12 protein-coding genes and 1 tRNA gene are annotated in these 14,954 nt (G+C 60.3%); 12 read left to right on the top strand and 1 reads right to left on the bottom strand.

What is annotated here, in order from left to right:
* Positions 1–35: 35 nt before the first annotated feature.
* The 5 genes from B2X55_RS08150 to B2X55_RS08130 all read left to right on the top strand — a co-directional run bounded on the left by B2X55_RS08150 (position 36) and on the right by B2X55_RS08130 (position 3,274).
* On the top strand, positions 36–182 hold the full coding sequence (locus tag B2X55_RS08150) for a hypothetical protein (protein ID WP_286821665.1): 147 nt from the start codon (positions 36–38) through the stop codon (positions 180–182).
* A gap of 224 nt (positions 183–406) precedes the next feature.
* Positions 407–1,768 (top strand): AAA family ATPase, encoded by a 1,362-nt coding sequence (locus B2X55_RS08145; protein WP_286821664.1) that lies wholly within the window; start codon positions 407–409, stop codon positions 1,766–1,768.
* Positions 1,768–2,391 (top strand): hypothetical protein, encoded by a 624-nt coding sequence (locus B2X55_RS08140; RefSeq protein WP_286821663.1) that lies wholly within the window; start codon positions 1,768–1,770, stop codon positions 2,389–2,391. Before B2X55_RS08145 ends, B2X55_RS08140 begins: the two co-directional genes overlap by 1 nt.
* Positions 2,392–2,553: 162 nt before the next feature.
* A tRNA-Leu gene (locus tag B2X55_RS08135) sits at positions 2,554–2,640 on the top strand.
* An 88-nt stretch (positions 2,641–2,728) separates the two neighbouring features.
* Positions 2,729–3,274: a hypothetical protein gene (locus B2X55_RS08130; RefSeq protein ID WP_286821662.1), complete on the top strand. Its 546-nt coding sequence runs from the start codon at positions 2,729–2,731 to the stop codon at positions 3,272–3,274.
* 86 nt (positions 3,275–3,360) lie between these two features.
* Here the strand turns inward: B2X55_RS08130 and B2X55_RS08125 are convergent, their stop codons facing one another.
* A complete protein-coding gene (locus tag B2X55_RS08125; RefSeq protein ID WP_286821661.1) occupies positions 3,361–4,161 on the bottom strand; it encodes a hypothetical protein in 801 nt (266 codons plus the stop codon).
* 653 nt (positions 4,162–4,814) lie between these two features.
* Between B2X55_RS08125 and B2X55_RS08120 the strand changes: the two genes are divergently transcribed.
* The 7 genes from B2X55_RS08120 (at position 4,815) to ilvD (ending at position 14,883) form a co-directional block, all read left to right on the top strand.
* On the top strand, positions 4,815–6,359 hold the full coding sequence (locus B2X55_RS08120; RefSeq protein WP_286821660.1) for a capsule assembly Wzi family protein: 1,545 nt from the start codon (positions 4,815–4,817) through the stop codon (positions 6,357–6,359).
* A 218-nt stretch (positions 6,360–6,577) separates the two neighbouring features.
* Positions 6,578–8,083: an IMP dehydrogenase gene (locus B2X55_RS08115; protein WP_036378587.1), complete on the top strand. Its 1,506-nt coding sequence runs from the start codon at positions 6,578–6,580 to the stop codon at positions 8,081–8,083.
* Positions 8,084–8,342: 259 nt separating this feature from the next.
* On the top strand, positions 8,343–10,400 hold the full coding sequence (locus tag B2X55_RS08110; RefSeq protein WP_286821659.1) for an EAL domain-containing protein: 2,058 nt from the start codon (positions 8,343–8,345) through the stop codon (positions 10,398–10,400).
* A gap of 97 nt (positions 10,401–10,497) precedes the next feature.
* On the top strand, positions 10,498–11,175 hold the full coding sequence (locus B2X55_RS08105) for a response regulator transcription factor (RefSeq protein WP_036376419.1): 678 nt from the start codon (positions 10,498–10,500) through the stop codon (positions 11,173–11,175).
* A complete protein-coding gene (locus B2X55_RS08100) occupies positions 11,175–12,479 on the top strand; it encodes a sensor histidine kinase (RefSeq protein WP_286821657.1) in 1,305 nt (434 codons plus the stop codon). Before B2X55_RS08105 ends, B2X55_RS08100 begins: the two co-directional genes overlap by 1 nt.
* A 74-nt stretch (positions 12,480–12,553) precedes the next feature.
* Positions 12,554–13,123, top strand: coding sequence for a cob(I)yrinic acid a,c-diamide adenosyltransferase (cobO, locus tag B2X55_RS08095; protein WP_286821656.1), 570 nt, complete (start codon positions 12,554–12,556; stop codon positions 13,121–13,123).
* Between the two features lie 107 nt (positions 13,124–13,230).
* Positions 13,231–14,883 carry a dihydroxy-acid dehydratase gene (gene ilvD / locus B2X55_RS08090; protein ID WP_286821655.1) on the top strand — a complete coding sequence of 551 codons (1,653 nt, stop codon included), beginning with the start codon at positions 13,231–13,233 and terminating at the stop codon, positions 14,881–14,883.
* The last annotated feature ends 71 nt before the right edge of the window (positions 14,884–14,954 follow it).

The raw sequence follows: 14,954 nt of genomic DNA, 5'->3' as shown, positions 1-14,954 counted from the left end.
TAGTGTAGGATCTTTCTTATACATTTGGGAAGGATGTGCAGAAATACATCGCCCGGACAATCAAGACGGAACTCTTCAATGGTCTGAAGGCTATCATCCTCACGTTGCCGCATCGCTCGGATGAGGTGATCCGCTTGAATCCAGACCTGATTGGACGTACGACATTTATTGACATGCCTTGAATGTCGTGAACTCCATCAAGCATGTCGAGAAAATCATCAAGGCACAGGTCCCCAGTCTCGATACGATCGAATGGAAGGACAGCTGCCTGTTGACGCAAGAACCACCCTGCAGTGCAGTAGCTGCAGGGCGGTTCTTGGTATGGGGGACGATGTTTTGTGCTATGCGGTGAAGGGTATCCATGTTATAATGAGGGAGAATATCTGTGATTCAGGGGGAGGAGCGTATGAATCAGGAATGGACTTTGCATGTCGAGCGGATTGGGAAGATCGCGAAGGCGGATATCCGGATTGCACCACTGATTTTCTTCATTGGTGATAACAACAGCGGTAAATCCTATATGATGACAATCTTATGGGGGCTCTTGTTCTTGGGGAAGAACCTTTTCCCTGCTCGCCCTTCGGACAGCCGGGCGTATAAGCGCTGTGAGGACTGGTTGCGTGAGCATGTCGACAGGGAGAGTATGCTCGACGATGCTGTTGTCGCGCTTTATCTCGATTGGTTCAATGAGCTGCTGATCCAGCGGAAGAAGGATTTCTTGCACCATCTGTTCAACCATGTAATGGAATCTGGCAAGATGGAGGTCCGGGACTATCGGCAGAAGAAGCCGTTGAAGCTGCACTTCCGCGAGGGCAAGCGATATGCGTTCCATGCGGGGCGTGACATCAGTTTCCCGCAGAGTGAGACGTATACGCGCGAGGAACTGATGCGGATGAATACGTACATCTGCTGGAATCTGCTGATGGGGGACATCGCGGCGCCTCTTTACACGCCGGTGATGCGGGGGCGCCGGAATGGCGAGCCTGTGTATCTGCCGGCATCCAGGACGGGTTTCATGCTCACCTACAAGCAGCTCTTGGAACAGTCCATCCAGGCGAACTTCAGCCAGACGGCAGTGGGGGACAGAGGAGCACTGACTCTGCCGTATGTTGACTTCCTGCAGCTCATTACGAAGTTTGAGTCCCCTCGGGCGAATGCATTAGCAGATCATTTGATGCCGTTTTTGGAGACGTACATGACGGATGGTTCTTTCAAGATCAAGCGCACGATTCTCCCGGATTTCCAGTATACGCCTAAGGATGTGGGGGCGGATATGCCGCTCTACATCACGTCGTCGGTCATCACGGAGCTGGCGCCGCTGGCGCTGCTGCTTCAGTCCGGCATCAACTTCAAGACGATCATCATCGAGGAGCCTGAGGCACATCTCCATCCTGCACTGCAGAAGCGGATGGCGCAGTTCATTGTCCGCTTGGTGAACAACAGAAAATCGGTTTGGGTCACGACGCACAGCGATACGATCTTGCAGCATGTCAACAATATGCTGAAGCTAGCAAAGCGTCCCCCTGCCGAGCGCAAGCAGCTCATGGAGCGGTTTGACTATGACTCTGTGGACCTGCTGCAGGATCGTCAGGTCAGGATGTATCAGTTCTCAAGAGAATCGAAGGAATTGAGGGATCCTGTGGAGCAGGGCAGGACGTTTGTCCAGGAATTGAAGCCGCAGAAGTACGGCTTTGAAGTCCCGAGCTTTAACGATGCTTTAGAGCGCATCCTTGATGAAGTTTACGCGTTCCAGGGGGAGGATGACTGATGCATGATGCCAGACTGAATTTTGTGCTGCAGGAATTCATCGCTCCGGAGTATATAGAGGCTGAGTGCTCGGACTACCTGTTGACCGAGAATCAGGATTCCGGTTATACGGAACTGACACTACATGTCAAAGGTGAAAATATATGTATCGCCCAGTACGATAAGAAGAATCGTTGCGGTTTCTGGAATCGCGGCCAGCGGAAGGGATTGAGCAAATGTGTGGATCACGCTATTTTGCAGCGTGTGGGCGATAGTTGGATCCTGCATATGATTGAAATGAAGGGACGTATGGACAATCGGAAGTGGTTTGACGTTCGGTTGAAGAACCGAGCGAGCTATCTGGATATGCGGGTGCTATGTGCGGCCTTGGGGATTCGCATCAAGGCGGTGTATGCCTATACGACATATGCGGAAAATCGATTCAGTACGACGGAGCATCGCACGAATCCACGTATGATGGCAGCTCCCTTGGGAAAACGATACATCGATCCGGTCAAGGAATGGACTCAGGGGAAGATGCATGTGACTGTTGGGTTGAACGAGGAACTTGTGATCCTGCATCAAGCTGTCCAGATGAAGCGTCAGAACGGCGTGCTGAGAGGTGAACTTGCTATACCGGATTGACTGACACCCCTTCCAATCCTGCGGACCACCTTCCACTGAGGGACGGAAACCACATCCACCGCTCCGCGCGACCTTCTCCAGGGGAGAAGGTTTTGGGGGATTGACAGGGGGCGGGGAGTCTGGTATACTATTATCTGTTAACGATGCATGATGTGTCGTTTTGCCGGAGTGGCGGAATTGGCAGACGCAGCAGACTCAAAATCTGCCGTTGGCAACAACGTACCGGTTCAAGTCCGGTCTTCGGCACCACTTGCTATGTGAGGCTTCGCGGGGTTCTGCGGGGCCTTTTTTGGTGCCTGCCCGGCGGCGGGGATGGCGATGATGTGGAGGGACTGGGATGGAGAAGCAAGGTTGCTGGAATGATATGGGGCGGCGCGGCTGCATGGAGGCGGTGGCGGATCTCTTGCATGTGGAGCTGCGGGAGGTGTTTGCTGTCGAGGGCGTGGCGGAGTCGCTGTTCTTCCTGGCGGAGGACGGGCTCTACGCGATGGCGGTGCAGGCGGACCTGATCGGCACGCTGTCGGCGGAGGAGCTGGAGGCGGCCCGGGCGGCGGCTGTGCTCGACAAGGGATGCCTGGCGGACCTCCTGAGCGGGGCGGCGCGGATCCGCATGGAGCCTTTCGTGCCGGTGGAGCCGGATTTTTACTACTACATGGCGGACGACAATACGGTGCGCGGGTGCAACTGGCACGGCACGTTTGCGGACTTTGCGCATGCGGCGGCGGGCAACTGCTTCCGGACGGAGGCGGAGGTGCTGCGCTATCTGCCGCAGCTTATGGAACAGCTCAAGGCGCACTACCGGGCGGAGCGCGGCCTGGCGGCGCCGGAGGAGGCGGGGCCGGCGGATGAGCTCAGCCTCTTTGATGAGCCGCCGCATGACTGATGGCCGCTCCGTGGACACGAGGAAAGGAAAAGACCGCATCCGGCAGGGAACTGCTCGGATGCGGTCTTTTTGGCGTGCTTGTGGTCTTATTCGTCGTCGCCGGAGTTGTCGTGGTCGGCGCCGGAGTAGGAGCCGGTGTAGTCGGCGGGATAGATCGTGATGTCGTAGTGGTTGTTGTTCCACTCGTGGGAGAGGTGGTGCTTGAAGGGAGTGAGGGCCTCGAGGAGGATGCGGTAGGCCGTCGTGCCGGCGTAGATGCCGGAGTCGGAGATGTCGACTTTGTAGCCGTTCTCGTGGGAGTAGGTGCCGTGAGCGTGGTAACCGTATTCAGCGCCGCCCGTGAGGACGAAGGAGACGCCGGCTGACTGGGCGAGGGTGTTGAGCGTGTCGAGGAAGGCGACGGTCGAGCTCTTGAAGTGCTCGGTGTCGGTCACGTCGTTTGCATCCCACGGCGTGTCCATGCCGTAGACGCTGCTCCACTTGTGGAGGTTGCTCTTGCCGAAGTCGGTGCGGACGGCGTAGGCGTCAGCCGTGGAGCTGCTGCCCGGCGCGGGCTGCGAGGGGATGATGGACGGCAGGTCAATCGCGGGCGTGATGGGCGAAGTCGGCGTCACGGGCGAGAGCGGGGAGATCTTGGCTTCGACCTCGGCATTCTTGCTGTAGCCTGGCTCGGCGGGCAGATGGCGCTGCATGGCGGCCGGTGCGGTCATGGCGGCGTCGTGCTTGACCATGGCGGAGGCGCTGTCCGTCATGGCAGCCTCAGCACGATGCGAAGAGACGTGTGCGGTGACGGCTGGCGCGGCTGAGACGGCAGTGGTGCTGGCTGCGGCGCACGCGAGGAGCGCGGCGGCAAACAGGGTTCTCACGGTTCTTGTTTTACGACTCAATAAAAAGACCTCCTAGGCACTGGACACATATCACGATTTTGCGATTCTGACGACAAATCGAACGATTTGCCAATAGAATACGCTTACTAAAGCTCTTAATAGTTCTTTATTATACTACTTTTGTCGCAATCCGTAAAGGCGGGGGGCTTGACAGAGAACTTCCCGCCGCGCGTGCGGGCAAAAAAAGAAGCGGCTGACAAATGGGGGAGTCAGCCGCTGTGGCAGTTGAGGAAGTGAAAGGATATCAACTGCCACACCAAAGGGATCGGATAGTCTATCACCACTATCCACTTAATAGCACTTCGCCGCTCCGTCGCGGAATTCCTGCTGATTTCCGGATAAAATTCCGCAGATTGGTCCGTTTTCCAAATAGTGTACTTTGGTACGGCGGGGGGCGCGATGTGGTATAATGGGGTGATACGGTATTGAAGGAGGAAACAGGGGATGGCAGTATTTTGGGAACAGCTGCTCGCGCTCGTGGCGGTGGTCTTCATCGCGTTCGGCACGGTCTACGGCTACCGCAGCTGGCGCAAGAACAAAATGCGCTGAAACCTCTGCCCAGAAGCAGGTGCACTTGCTTTTGGCGGGGCAATCATGATAGAATTCTCATGTATTTTAAAATTTCTATGATAGTTGTGAGTGGGGGAATCCTGATGAAGAAGACTTTGCTGGCCGGTATGATGGCGGCTGCGGCATCGGTCATGGTGCCGGGACTGGCCGGGGCGGAAGCTGTGACGGCGGATGTGCCGACGGGGAGCGTCTATTACGACTATGTCGACAAGCTCAGCGGCATGGGCTACATCGATGCGCTGCCGGACGGCGCGCGCCCGTACAGCCGCATGCAGATGGCGAAGTGGGTGCTGCAGGCGGAGAAAAACGCCAAGGACAAGCCGATGCCTGCCTATCTCGCAGACGAGCTCGCCTCGATGCGTCAGGCCTTTGGCGCGGAGATCGAGGTGCTCGAGGGCAGGAGCGACCAGGAGGACGTCGCGCTGCGCGAGGCGTCGCTGCGGCTCGCGAGCTACAACAGCGACCAGTCGTCGTACAGACAGCGTCGCAACGGCAGTAGCGCTCAGCCACATGCGCATTGGCAGCCGTTTGGCCAGGGCACGAATGGCTACGACTATGCGGACGGCTTCAATGCCGTCGCCAAGGCGGAGGTCTCGGGCAACATCGGTCACAAGACGGCTGTCTCGCTGACGCCGCGTCTGAGCTGGAACGACGATGACGATGCGGAGCTCAAACTCGAAGAGGGCTATGTCAAGACGAAGACGGGCATTGTCGAGTACCTCGCGGGCCGTCAGGCGTTGAGCTACGGCCAGGGCAAGACGGGCAAGCTCGTGCTCGACAACACGATGAAGCCGATGACGATGGTCCAGGCGCATCTCGAGGACGACATGCCGGTGCGCGGCTTCTTCCGCTTCCTCGGCAAGCAGAACTACCATGTCTTCTACGGCCAGCTTGAGGGCGACCGTCGCGACCGCGCTGTAGATCACAAGGACTTCGACCATGCGGGTCTCTTGGGCGTGCGCGCCGACTTCACGCCGTCGGATGCCTTCACGTTCGGCCTGATGCGCGTCTCGATGCTCGGCGGTGAGCGCAACGGCCTCTCGAAGTCGGACTGGCGCCACTGGGTGACGGGGCGCAATGACGAGGCGGGCCAGGATCGCTGGAATGATATTGCGGGCGGCGACTTCCGCGTGCGCCTGCCGGGCGTCCAGTTCTACGGCGAGGTCTACGGCGAGGACGCGGGCGGCCTGCAGCCGACGGAGCGCGGCTACCGCTTCGGCACGTACCTGCCGCAGCTGACGCGCGATGGCTCGTGGGACATGACGCTCGAGTACGCCTCGACAAACCCAGCCTGGTACGTCCACCAGAAGTACCAGAATGGCTGGACGTACAGCGACGACATCATCGGCGACTCGATGGGCAACAACGCCAAGAAGTACTACCTCGGCGTCAACCACTACCTGCCGGGCGAGAACCAGATCGGCGCGTACTTCATGCGCACGCAGATGGACCGTGGTGCGATGAACCACCCGAACGTCTATGAGGCAGCTCTGACAGGCCGCCTCAAGCTGCAGGACCACTTCTTCCTCGACGGCTCGCTTGGCCTCGCGAAGATCGAGCATGCCGACTACACGGCGCGCAACGACAAGGACGTCTTTGCGACGGCCATGGCCCGCTGGCAGTATTGATGCAGAGAAAAGTCAAGGAAATCCCCTCGGATTCCCTTGGCTTTTTTCTTTGCGCCGGGGCGCGGGCGGTGCTATAATGAAGCTATGGGAGCGCCATGCTCTTGTAACAGTGTAAACCGCGTTTCAAAAAGGGATTGACAAGCCTTTTCCTTTATTGTAGACTAGTAACAATATATTTGAGGAAGGTCCTCAGGAGATTCAAGAAAGAAGGGGTTACGTTGGCATTCTATTTCAAGGAACCATCACACACGTTTGGAGAGTATCTTCTCGTCCCAGGTTATTCGTCGGATAAGTGTATCCCGAATAACGTCTCTCTCAAGACGCCGCTGGTGAAGTTCAAGAAAGGTGAAGAACCGAAGATCTCGATGAACATCCCGATGACGTCTGCCATCATGCAGGCGGTCTCGAACGACAAGATGGCAATCGCACTCGCGAAAGAGGGCGGTGTCTCGTTCATCTACGGCTCGCAGAGCATTGAAGCAGAAGCTGCCATGGTATCCCACGTCAAGAACTACAAATCCGGTTTTGTCAGCAGTGACTCCAACATCAAGCCGACGACGACGCTCGGCGAGATCCTGGATCTCCTGCAGAAGACGGGCCATTCGACGATGGCTGTCACGGAAGACGGCACGCCGACGGGCAAGCTCCTCGGCATCGTGACGAGCCGCGACTACCGCATCTCGCGCATGAGCCTCGACACGAAGGCGGAGACGTTCATGACGCCGTTCGAGAAGCTCGTCTACGCGGATGCGGACACGACGTCTTTGACGAAGGCGAACGACCTCATCTGGGAGAACAAGCTCAACATGCTGCCGCTCGTCGACAAGAACCAGCGCCTGCGCTACATGGTCTTCCGCAAGGACTACACGGACAACAAGGAGCACGAGCTCGAGCTCATCGACGAGAACAAGCGCTACATCGTCGGCGCCGGCATCAACACGCGCGACTACGCGGAGCGCGTCCCGGCACTCCTGAAGGCTGGTGCGGATGTGCTCTGCATCGACTCCTCGGAAGGCTTCTCGGAGTGGCAGCGCATCACGCTCAAGTACATCCACGAGCACTTCGGCAGCGATGTCAAGGTCGGCGCGGGCAATGTCGTCGATGCTGAGGGCTTCCGCTTCCTCGCTGAGGCGGGTGCGGACTTCATCAAGGTCGGCATCGGCGGCGGCTCCATCTGCATCACGCGCGAGACGAAGGGCATCGGCCGCGGCCAGGCCACGGCGCTCATCGATGTCTGCGCCGAGCGCGACCGCTACTACGAGGAGACGGGCGTCTACATCCCGGTCTGCTCCGACGGCGGTATCGTCCACGATTACCACATGACGCTGGCCCTCGCGATGGGCGCCGACTTCCTGATGCTCGGCCGCTACTTCTCGCGCTTCGACGAGAGCCCGACGGACAAGGTCAAGGTCAACGGCACGTACTACAAGGAGTATTGGGGCGAAGGCTCGAACCGCGCCCGCAACTGGCAGCGCTACGATCTCGGCGGCGCGCGCAAGCTCTCCTTCGAGGAAGGCGTTGACTCCTACGTCCCGTACGCCGGCCCGCTCAAGGACAACGTCAACATCACGCTGGCCAAGATCCGCTCGACGATGTGCAACTGCGGCGCACTGACGCTGCCGGAGCTGCGCGAGAAGGCGAAGATCACGCTCGTCTCGGCCACGAGCATTGTCGAGGGCGGCTCGCACGATGTCATCCTCAAGGACAAATTCGGCCGCAACTGACGGCTTCCTGTCATACGGCAGCCTGGAACTCGCTTCCGGGCTGTTTTTTTGTGGGGGAAGGCGAAAAAGCAGGAAGTGGCGGAGAAATTACCAGAAATTTACATGAAGTGGCAGGAAAATACAGGTGCTTGGACGAAAGAATCTATATTGATTTTGATTTGTTATAAGTCTGCGATGAGAAGACGAGAAATAGATGGTGTCCTGTACGGGAAGGCTATGAGGCGCTTGTATCAGACATGGTCAGAGGGGGAGATTGCGCATGACGCTGCAATTCAGTGAGAAGGAAGTGAAGGGGGAGATCGCGCGGTTGTCGGAGGAATACGACGTCGTGCGGCTCGTCGATCCGGAGGAGTGCCATTCCTTTGCGATCGGGGCGGACTGCTCTTATGAATACGGCCCGAGTTGCTACTCGGTCTGGCGTAGCACGAACCGCTGCCGCAATTGCACGAGCCTGCGCGCGCTCAAGACGGGCATGGAGCTGCACAAGACGGAGATCAAGGACGGCGATCTCTACTTCATCACGTCGCGCCCCATCGAGATCTTGCTCGCGGACGGCACGACGTTTTCCTGTGTCATGGAGCTGATTCGCATAGAGAGGGGCCGGGGCATGAAGAAGGACGGGCATCACGCGATGCTGCAGAAGGGATTTGACCGGAAGGTGTTTGAGGAGACGCTGCGCATGGCCATGCAGAACCTGCCGACGGGTGTCGTCTGGTTTGATATGAGCGGGCACTGCATCTATGCGAACAGCGAGGCGTTCCGCCTCTTCGATGTCCCGGACAGCCTGGCAAAGCTCGAGGTCATCCTCAAGGACTGGTTCCAGGAGGATGCGCTCGCGAGCCCGGAGGCTACGGTCTGGCTGCAGCAGTACGGGGAGAAGGAGAGCCCGCGGTCGCTGCAGATCTGCCGCTACCCGCTCAACGACGGCACGGGCAAGGATGTCGGCATGTACTTCCTCATCAGCGACTGCACGCAGGACCAGAAGAACCTCGATTTGGAGCACTTCGGCACGATGCACGACGCCCTGACGGGCATCTACAACAAGTACGGCTTCTACCGGCAGGCGCGCCACGTCATGGACGACAACCCGCATGTGGAATACCTCATGGTCTGCCTGAACTTCGGGGACTTCAAGCTATTGAACGGGCTCTACGGCATGACGAAGGGCAATGAGCTCCTGGTGCGCGTCGGCGGCATGCTGCGCCGGCGCTACGGCCAGAACCGGCGGACGGCCTACGGGCGCCTCCGCGCGGACCGCTTCGCCATGATGATCCCGGCGGAGGACTTCGTGCCGGAGAAATACCTCAAGACGGTCGAGACGGTCATGCACGAGCTTACCTCGATCCACTTCGACCTGCAGATCGCAATCGGCATCTGCCGCGTCACGGACCGGCGCATGCCGATCTCGGTGCTCTGCGACCGCGCGTTTTTGGCGGCGAGCGTCTTGAAGACGCAGGAGAGCAACGGCTTTGTCTGGTACTCGGATCACATGATGTCCGACAAGATACGCGACCGCGCGGTGCTGAGCCGCTTCTCGGATGCGCTGGGCCGCGGGGAGATCCAGCTCTACCTGCAGGCGCAGGTAGGGGCGGGGGACCGGCACGTGATCGGCGCAGAGGCGCTCTCGCGCTGGGTCTGCGAGGACGGCCGCGTGATCCCGCCCGCGGTATTCATCCCAATCCTCGAGGAGCACGGCAAGATCTGGCAGCTCGACTACCACATCTGGGAGATGGCCTGCCGCCTGCTGAAGTCGTGGAAGGATGACCCGGTCTTCGGCAGCTACAGGATCTCGGTCAACATCTCGGTCAAGGACATCTACTACCTCGACCTCTACGAGGTCTTCACGCATCTCGTCGAGGAGTACAAGATCGACCCAGAGCATCTCGAGCTCGAGATCACGGAGACGGTCTTCATGGACAAGCCGAAGGAGGCCATCGCTCTCATCCAGCGGCTCAAGGAGTACGGCTTCACGATCGCCATCGATGATTTCGGCAGCGGCTACTCGAGCCTGAGCTTCCTCAAGGACATCCAGGCGGACATCCTGAAGATCGACATGGAGTTCTTGCGCAAGACGGAGCATCAGGAGCGCAGCCGCATCATCCTGCGCTCGATCGTGGCGCTCGCGCGCGAGCTCGGCATGCCGACGGTCGTCGAGGGGGTCGAGACGAGCCAGCAGGTCCGCGATCTCACGCAGATCGGCTGCGACATCTTTCAGGGGTTCTACTACTCGCGGCCCGTCCCGGTCGCGGACTTTGAGGAGCGCTTCCCGGACGGCCTGGCCCGCCCGTGGAGCGAGCCGGTGCAGGCAGAGACGTAAGAGGCTGGAGCCTGCCGCATCCTGGCGGGCTTCAGTCTTTTTTCACGGAAGGCGTGTATATATATAGAAAGCATTTGATTTTTGAGGAGTGGTGACGATGCGGGTTTTGCTGGCAGAGGACGACAAGCGCCTGGGCAAGCTCATCCAGTACATGCTGGAGCAGAATGACATACAGGTCGAATGGGTGACGAACGGCAGTGATATCTACGAGTATGCGATGTACACGGACTACGACATCCTGATCCTCGACTGGATGATGCCGGGGGAGACGGGCGTGGAGGCGTGCAGCCGCCTGCGCAAGGACGGCTATGAGAAGGCCATCCTGATGCTGACGGCGCGCGACTCGGTCGAGGACCGCGTGACGGGGCTCGACGCGGGCGCGGACGACTACCTCGTCAAGCCGTTCGAGTTCGCGGAGCTCATGGCGCGCCTGCGCGCGCTCGGCCGCCGCAGCACGCAGAAGATCCAGCAGGATATCGTCGAGGTCGGCGAGTTCACGCTGAACCGCACGGCGAAGGTCCTCAAGAAGAAGGACAAGGTCATCCAGCTCTCGCCGCGCGAGTTCCAGATCTTCGACTTGCTCGCGCAGAACATCGGCATCGTCGTGCCGCGCGACATCATCCTCGACCGCATCTGGGGCCTCGAGTCGGACGTCAGCTCGAACAACATCGACTCCTACATGAAGATCCTGCGCAAGAAGCTTGACCTCGGCGACGGCGGCACGGTCATCAAGACGGTCCGCGGTGTCGGCTACAAGCTGGAGGCCAAGAGCTGATGGCGCAGAACATCTTTGGCAGCAGCCGCCGCAAGCTCACGCTGCTCTACTCGATCGTCATGATCATCTTCCTCGTCGTGCTGATCTTCGCGATGCACAAGACGATGGAGTGGTCGATCACGTCGGAGCAGGCGCGCGAGCTCATGGACACGGCGAGCAATGTGGCGGAGGCGCAGGAGTACTTCAACCAGCACCCGGAGATCGTGCTCGACGATACGATCGCCTACAAGAGCACGAATGACCGCCTGTTCTTCTATGTCTTCGACAACGAGGGGCGCCTCTTGAACTTCGCGCGCGCCTCGTTCCGCATCGAGCCCTTCATCCTCGACACGATCGCGCAGGAGAAGGTGGAGCCGGGCGGCGTGACGGTCTTCTCGAAGCCCGGCTCGGAGAACACGCGCAAGGCCCGCATCATGCTGACGGCCCAGCAGGTCCGCGACGATGAGGGCCATGCGACGCAGACGGTCTACGTCGGCAAGGATGTCACGGCGATGTACAACGGCATGGAGAAGGCGACGTACGCGCTGGCCTTCCTCGGCGCCATCGCGCTGGTCATCGCGACGATCGTCGGCCACATCCTCTCGGGCAAGGCGATGATCCCGTTGCGGCAGGCCTACGAGAAGCAGCGCCAGTTCGCGGCGGACGCCTCGCATGAGCTCCGGACGCCGCTCTCCGTCGTCATGGCCTCGGCGGAGCTCCTGCAGAACGACCCGTCGATTAAGTCGCCTTTCCTGCGGCAGGTCATCGACGATGTGCGCGACGAGGTCAAGAAGATGACGAAGCTCGTCAGCGACCTGCTCGTCGTCGCGCGCAGCGACAACAAGGCGCTGAAGCTCAAGCCGCAGAAGTTCAATCTCTCGGCGCTCATCGAGCAGACGGCGCGCCTCATGCAGCCGCTCGCCGAGCAGAAGAAGATCGACCTGCAGGCGGAGAACCTGCCGAAGGTCGAGATCCAGGCCGACGAGCAGAAGATTCGCCAGCTCGTGCTGATCCTCGTCGACAACGCCGTCAAGTACACGCCGGACGGCGGCCGCGTCTCCGTGCGCTACGAGAGCACGGAGAAGGGCAGGGTGCGCTTTGCCGTCAGCGACACGGGCATCGGCATCGCGAAGGAGGACCAGGCGAAGGTCTTTGACCGCTTTTACCGCGTCGACAAGGCGCGCTCGCGCGAGATGGGCGGCAACGGCCTCGGCCTCGCCATCGCGCAGGAGATCGTCCACCTGCACAAGGGCCGCATCTGGATCCAGAGCGAGCTCGGTCAGGGCACGACCTTCTTTGTCGAGCTGCGCACGAAGTTTAAATGAGTCTGAGCCTGCCGGATTATCGCGTCCGGCGGGCTTTTTTGCTGGAAATTGGCAGGAGAATAGGAGAAAAAATCATGGAGATGGAGAAAGCGAGACGGGAAGAGCGCATGGAGCGCCACGGCCTGCTGATCGTGCACACGGGGGATGGCAAGGGCAAGACGACGGCGGCCATGGGGCTCGCTGTGCGCGCCTGGGGCGACGGCCTGCGCGTGCTCATCCTGCAGTTCATCAAGGGCGGCTGGCAGACGGGCGAGCGCCATGCCATCGAGGTCCTCGCGCGTGCCGAGGGCCGCATTGAGCTCCGGCCGCTCGGCCTCGGCTTCACGAGAAAGGGCGAGAAGCCGAAGGAGGAGCACCGGCGGGCGGCGGAGGCGGCCCTGAAGATGGCCGCGGACGAGCTGCAGAGCGGCCGCTGGGACATGGTCATCCTCGACGAGGTCAATTACGCCGTCAGATTCGGCCTGATCACGGAGGAGGAGCTCGGCGCGCTGCTCGAACGACGCCCGCCAGAAGTGCACCTCGTCTGCACGGGGCGCGCGGCCTGCCCGCTGCTGATGGAGCGGGCCGACCTCATCACGGAGATGTGCAGCCTGCGCCATCCGTTCGCCGCGGGGATAAAAGCGCAAAAAGGCATTGAATTTTGATTCGTAATGTTGTAAACTAGGTATCACATGAATCTTTGCATCGGATTGTCTGCTGTGTGTAGACAGATTGCAGGCAGGCGATACAGAATAGATAGGAGAGTTGCTTTATGAGAAGTGATATTGTCAAAAAAGGCGCCACGCGCTGTGCGCACCGTTCCTTATTCCATGCCATGGGCTATGGTCCGGAGGACCTCCAGAAGCCGCTGATCGGCATCTGCAATTCCTTCAACGAGATCATCCCGGGCCACATCCACCTGCGCGAGATCGCACAGGCGGCCAAGCTCGGCGTCGCGGCAGCCGGCGGCACGCCAATCGAGTTCCCGGCCATCGGCGTCTGCGACGGCATCGCCATGGGCCACACGGGCATGAAGTACTCGCTCGCGAGCCGCGAGCTCATCGCGGACTCCATCGAGGCCGTCGCGATGGCCTCGGGCTTCGACGGCCTCGTCCTGATCCCGAACTGCGACAAGGTCGTCCCGGGCATGCTGATGGCAGCAGCCCGCCTCAACATCCCGGCCGTCGTCGTCTCGGGCGGCCCGATGCTGCCGGGCCGCTTCCACGGCCACGATGTCAGCGTCAGCCAGGCCTTCGAGGCAGCCGGCAAGTTCGCCGCCGGCCAGATGGACGCCGCTGAGATGGCAGACCTCGAGTCGAAGTGCTGCCCGGGCTGCGGCTCCTGCGCCGGCCTCTTCACGGCCAACACGATGAACTCCCTGACGGAAGTCCTCGGCATGGGCCTGCCGGGCAACGGCACGATCCCGGCTGCCTACACGGGCGCACGCCGCCTGCTCGCCAAGCGCGCCGGTGAAGCCGTCCTGGACCTCATCAAGAAGGACATCAAGCCGCGCGACATCATGACGCGCGAGGCCTTCGAGAACGCCATCACGGTCGACATGGGCATCGGCGGCTCCTCGAACACGGTCCTTCACCTGACGGCCATCGCGCACGAGGCCGGCATCGAGCTGCCGGCACCGCTCTTCGACGAGATCTCGCGCCGCACGCCGTACATCACGAAGCTCAGCCCGGCCGGCAAGCACCACATGACGGACCTCAACGAGGCCGGTGGCATCCCGGCTGTCATGCATGAGCTCGCCAAGAAGAACCTCATCCACCTCGACGCGCTGACGATCACGGGCACGGTCGGCGACCGCATCAAGAACGCCGAAGTCCTCGACCGCACGGTCATCCACAGCGTCGACGACCCGTACCGCAAGGAGGGCGGCATCGCCATCCTCAAGGGCAACCTCGCACCGGACTACGCCGTCGTCAAGGCATCGGCCGTCGCACCGGACATGCTGACGTACACGGGCAAGGCGAAGTGCTACAACTCCGAGACGGAGGCCTGCGACGCCATCATGGCCGGCGACATCCACGACGGCGACGTCGTCGTCATCCGCTATGAAGGCCCGAAGGGCGGCCCGGGCATGCAGGAGATGCTCAACCCGACGGCTGTCATCACGGGCCGCGGCCTCAAGGTCGGCCTGATCACCGACGGCCGCTTCAGCGGTGCCAGCCAGGGCGCCTGCGTCGGCCACATCTCGCCGGAGGCCATGGAAGGCGGCCCGATCGCCCTCATCGAGGACGGCGACGAGATCACGATCGACATCCCGAACCGCAGCCTCACCCTCGCCGTCAGCGACGAAGAGCTCGCCAAGCGCAAGGCAAACTGGAAGAAGCCCGAGCCGAAGATCAAGACGGGCTATCTCTCCCGCTATGCCAAGCTCACGACGTCCGCCAGCACGGGCGCTGTGCTCAAGTAATCCCATAAGCGACTCTACAGGAGAAGCAGCCGAGGCTGCTTCTCTTTTTGTCGTGGGGGAGATACCTTGTA

Source organism: Mitsuokella sp. UBA4253 (assembly GCF_002395285.1).
Taxonomy (GTDB): Bacteria; Bacillota; Negativicutes; order Selenomonadales; family Selenomonadaceae; genus Mitsuokella; species Mitsuokella jalaludinii.
This window is presented reverse-complemented; position numbering and strand designations above follow the sequence as displayed.

Excerpts from the sequence above, each read along its gene's own strand:
- B2X55_RS08145 (WP_286821664.1), top strand. The coding sequence starts at position 407 with ATGAATCAGGAATGGACTTTGCATGTCGAGCGGATTGGGAAGATCGCG.
- B2X55_RS08140 (WP_286821663.1), top strand. The coding sequence starts at position 1,768 with ATGCATGATGCCAGACTGAATTTTGTGCTGCAGGAATTCATCGCTCCG.
- B2X55_RS08130 (WP_286821662.1), top strand. The coding sequence starts at position 2,729 with ATGGAGAAGCAAGGTTGCTGGAATGATATGGGGCGGCGCGGCTGCATG.
- B2X55_RS08120 (WP_286821660.1), top strand. The coding sequence starts at position 4,815 with ATGAAGAAGACTTTGCTGGCCGGTATGATGGCGGCTGCGGCATCGGTC.
- B2X55_RS08110 (WP_286821659.1), top strand. The coding sequence starts at position 8,343 with ATGACGCTGCAATTCAGTGAGAAGGAAGTGAAGGGGGAGATCGCGCGG.
- B2X55_RS08105 (WP_036376419.1), top strand. The coding sequence starts at position 10,498 with ATGCGGGTTTTGCTGGCAGAGGACGACAAGCGCCTGGGCAAGCTCATC.
- B2X55_RS08100 (WP_286821657.1), top strand. The coding sequence starts at position 11,175 with ATGGCGCAGAACATCTTTGGCAGCAGCCGCCGCAAGCTCACGCTGCTC.
- cobO (WP_286821656.1), top strand. The coding sequence starts at position 12,554 with ATGGAGATGGAGAAAGCGAGACGGGAAGAGCGCATGGAGCGCCACGGC.
- ilvD (WP_286821655.1), top strand. The coding sequence starts at position 13,231 with ATGAGAAGTGATATTGTCAAAAAAGGCGCCACGCGCTGTGCGCACCGT.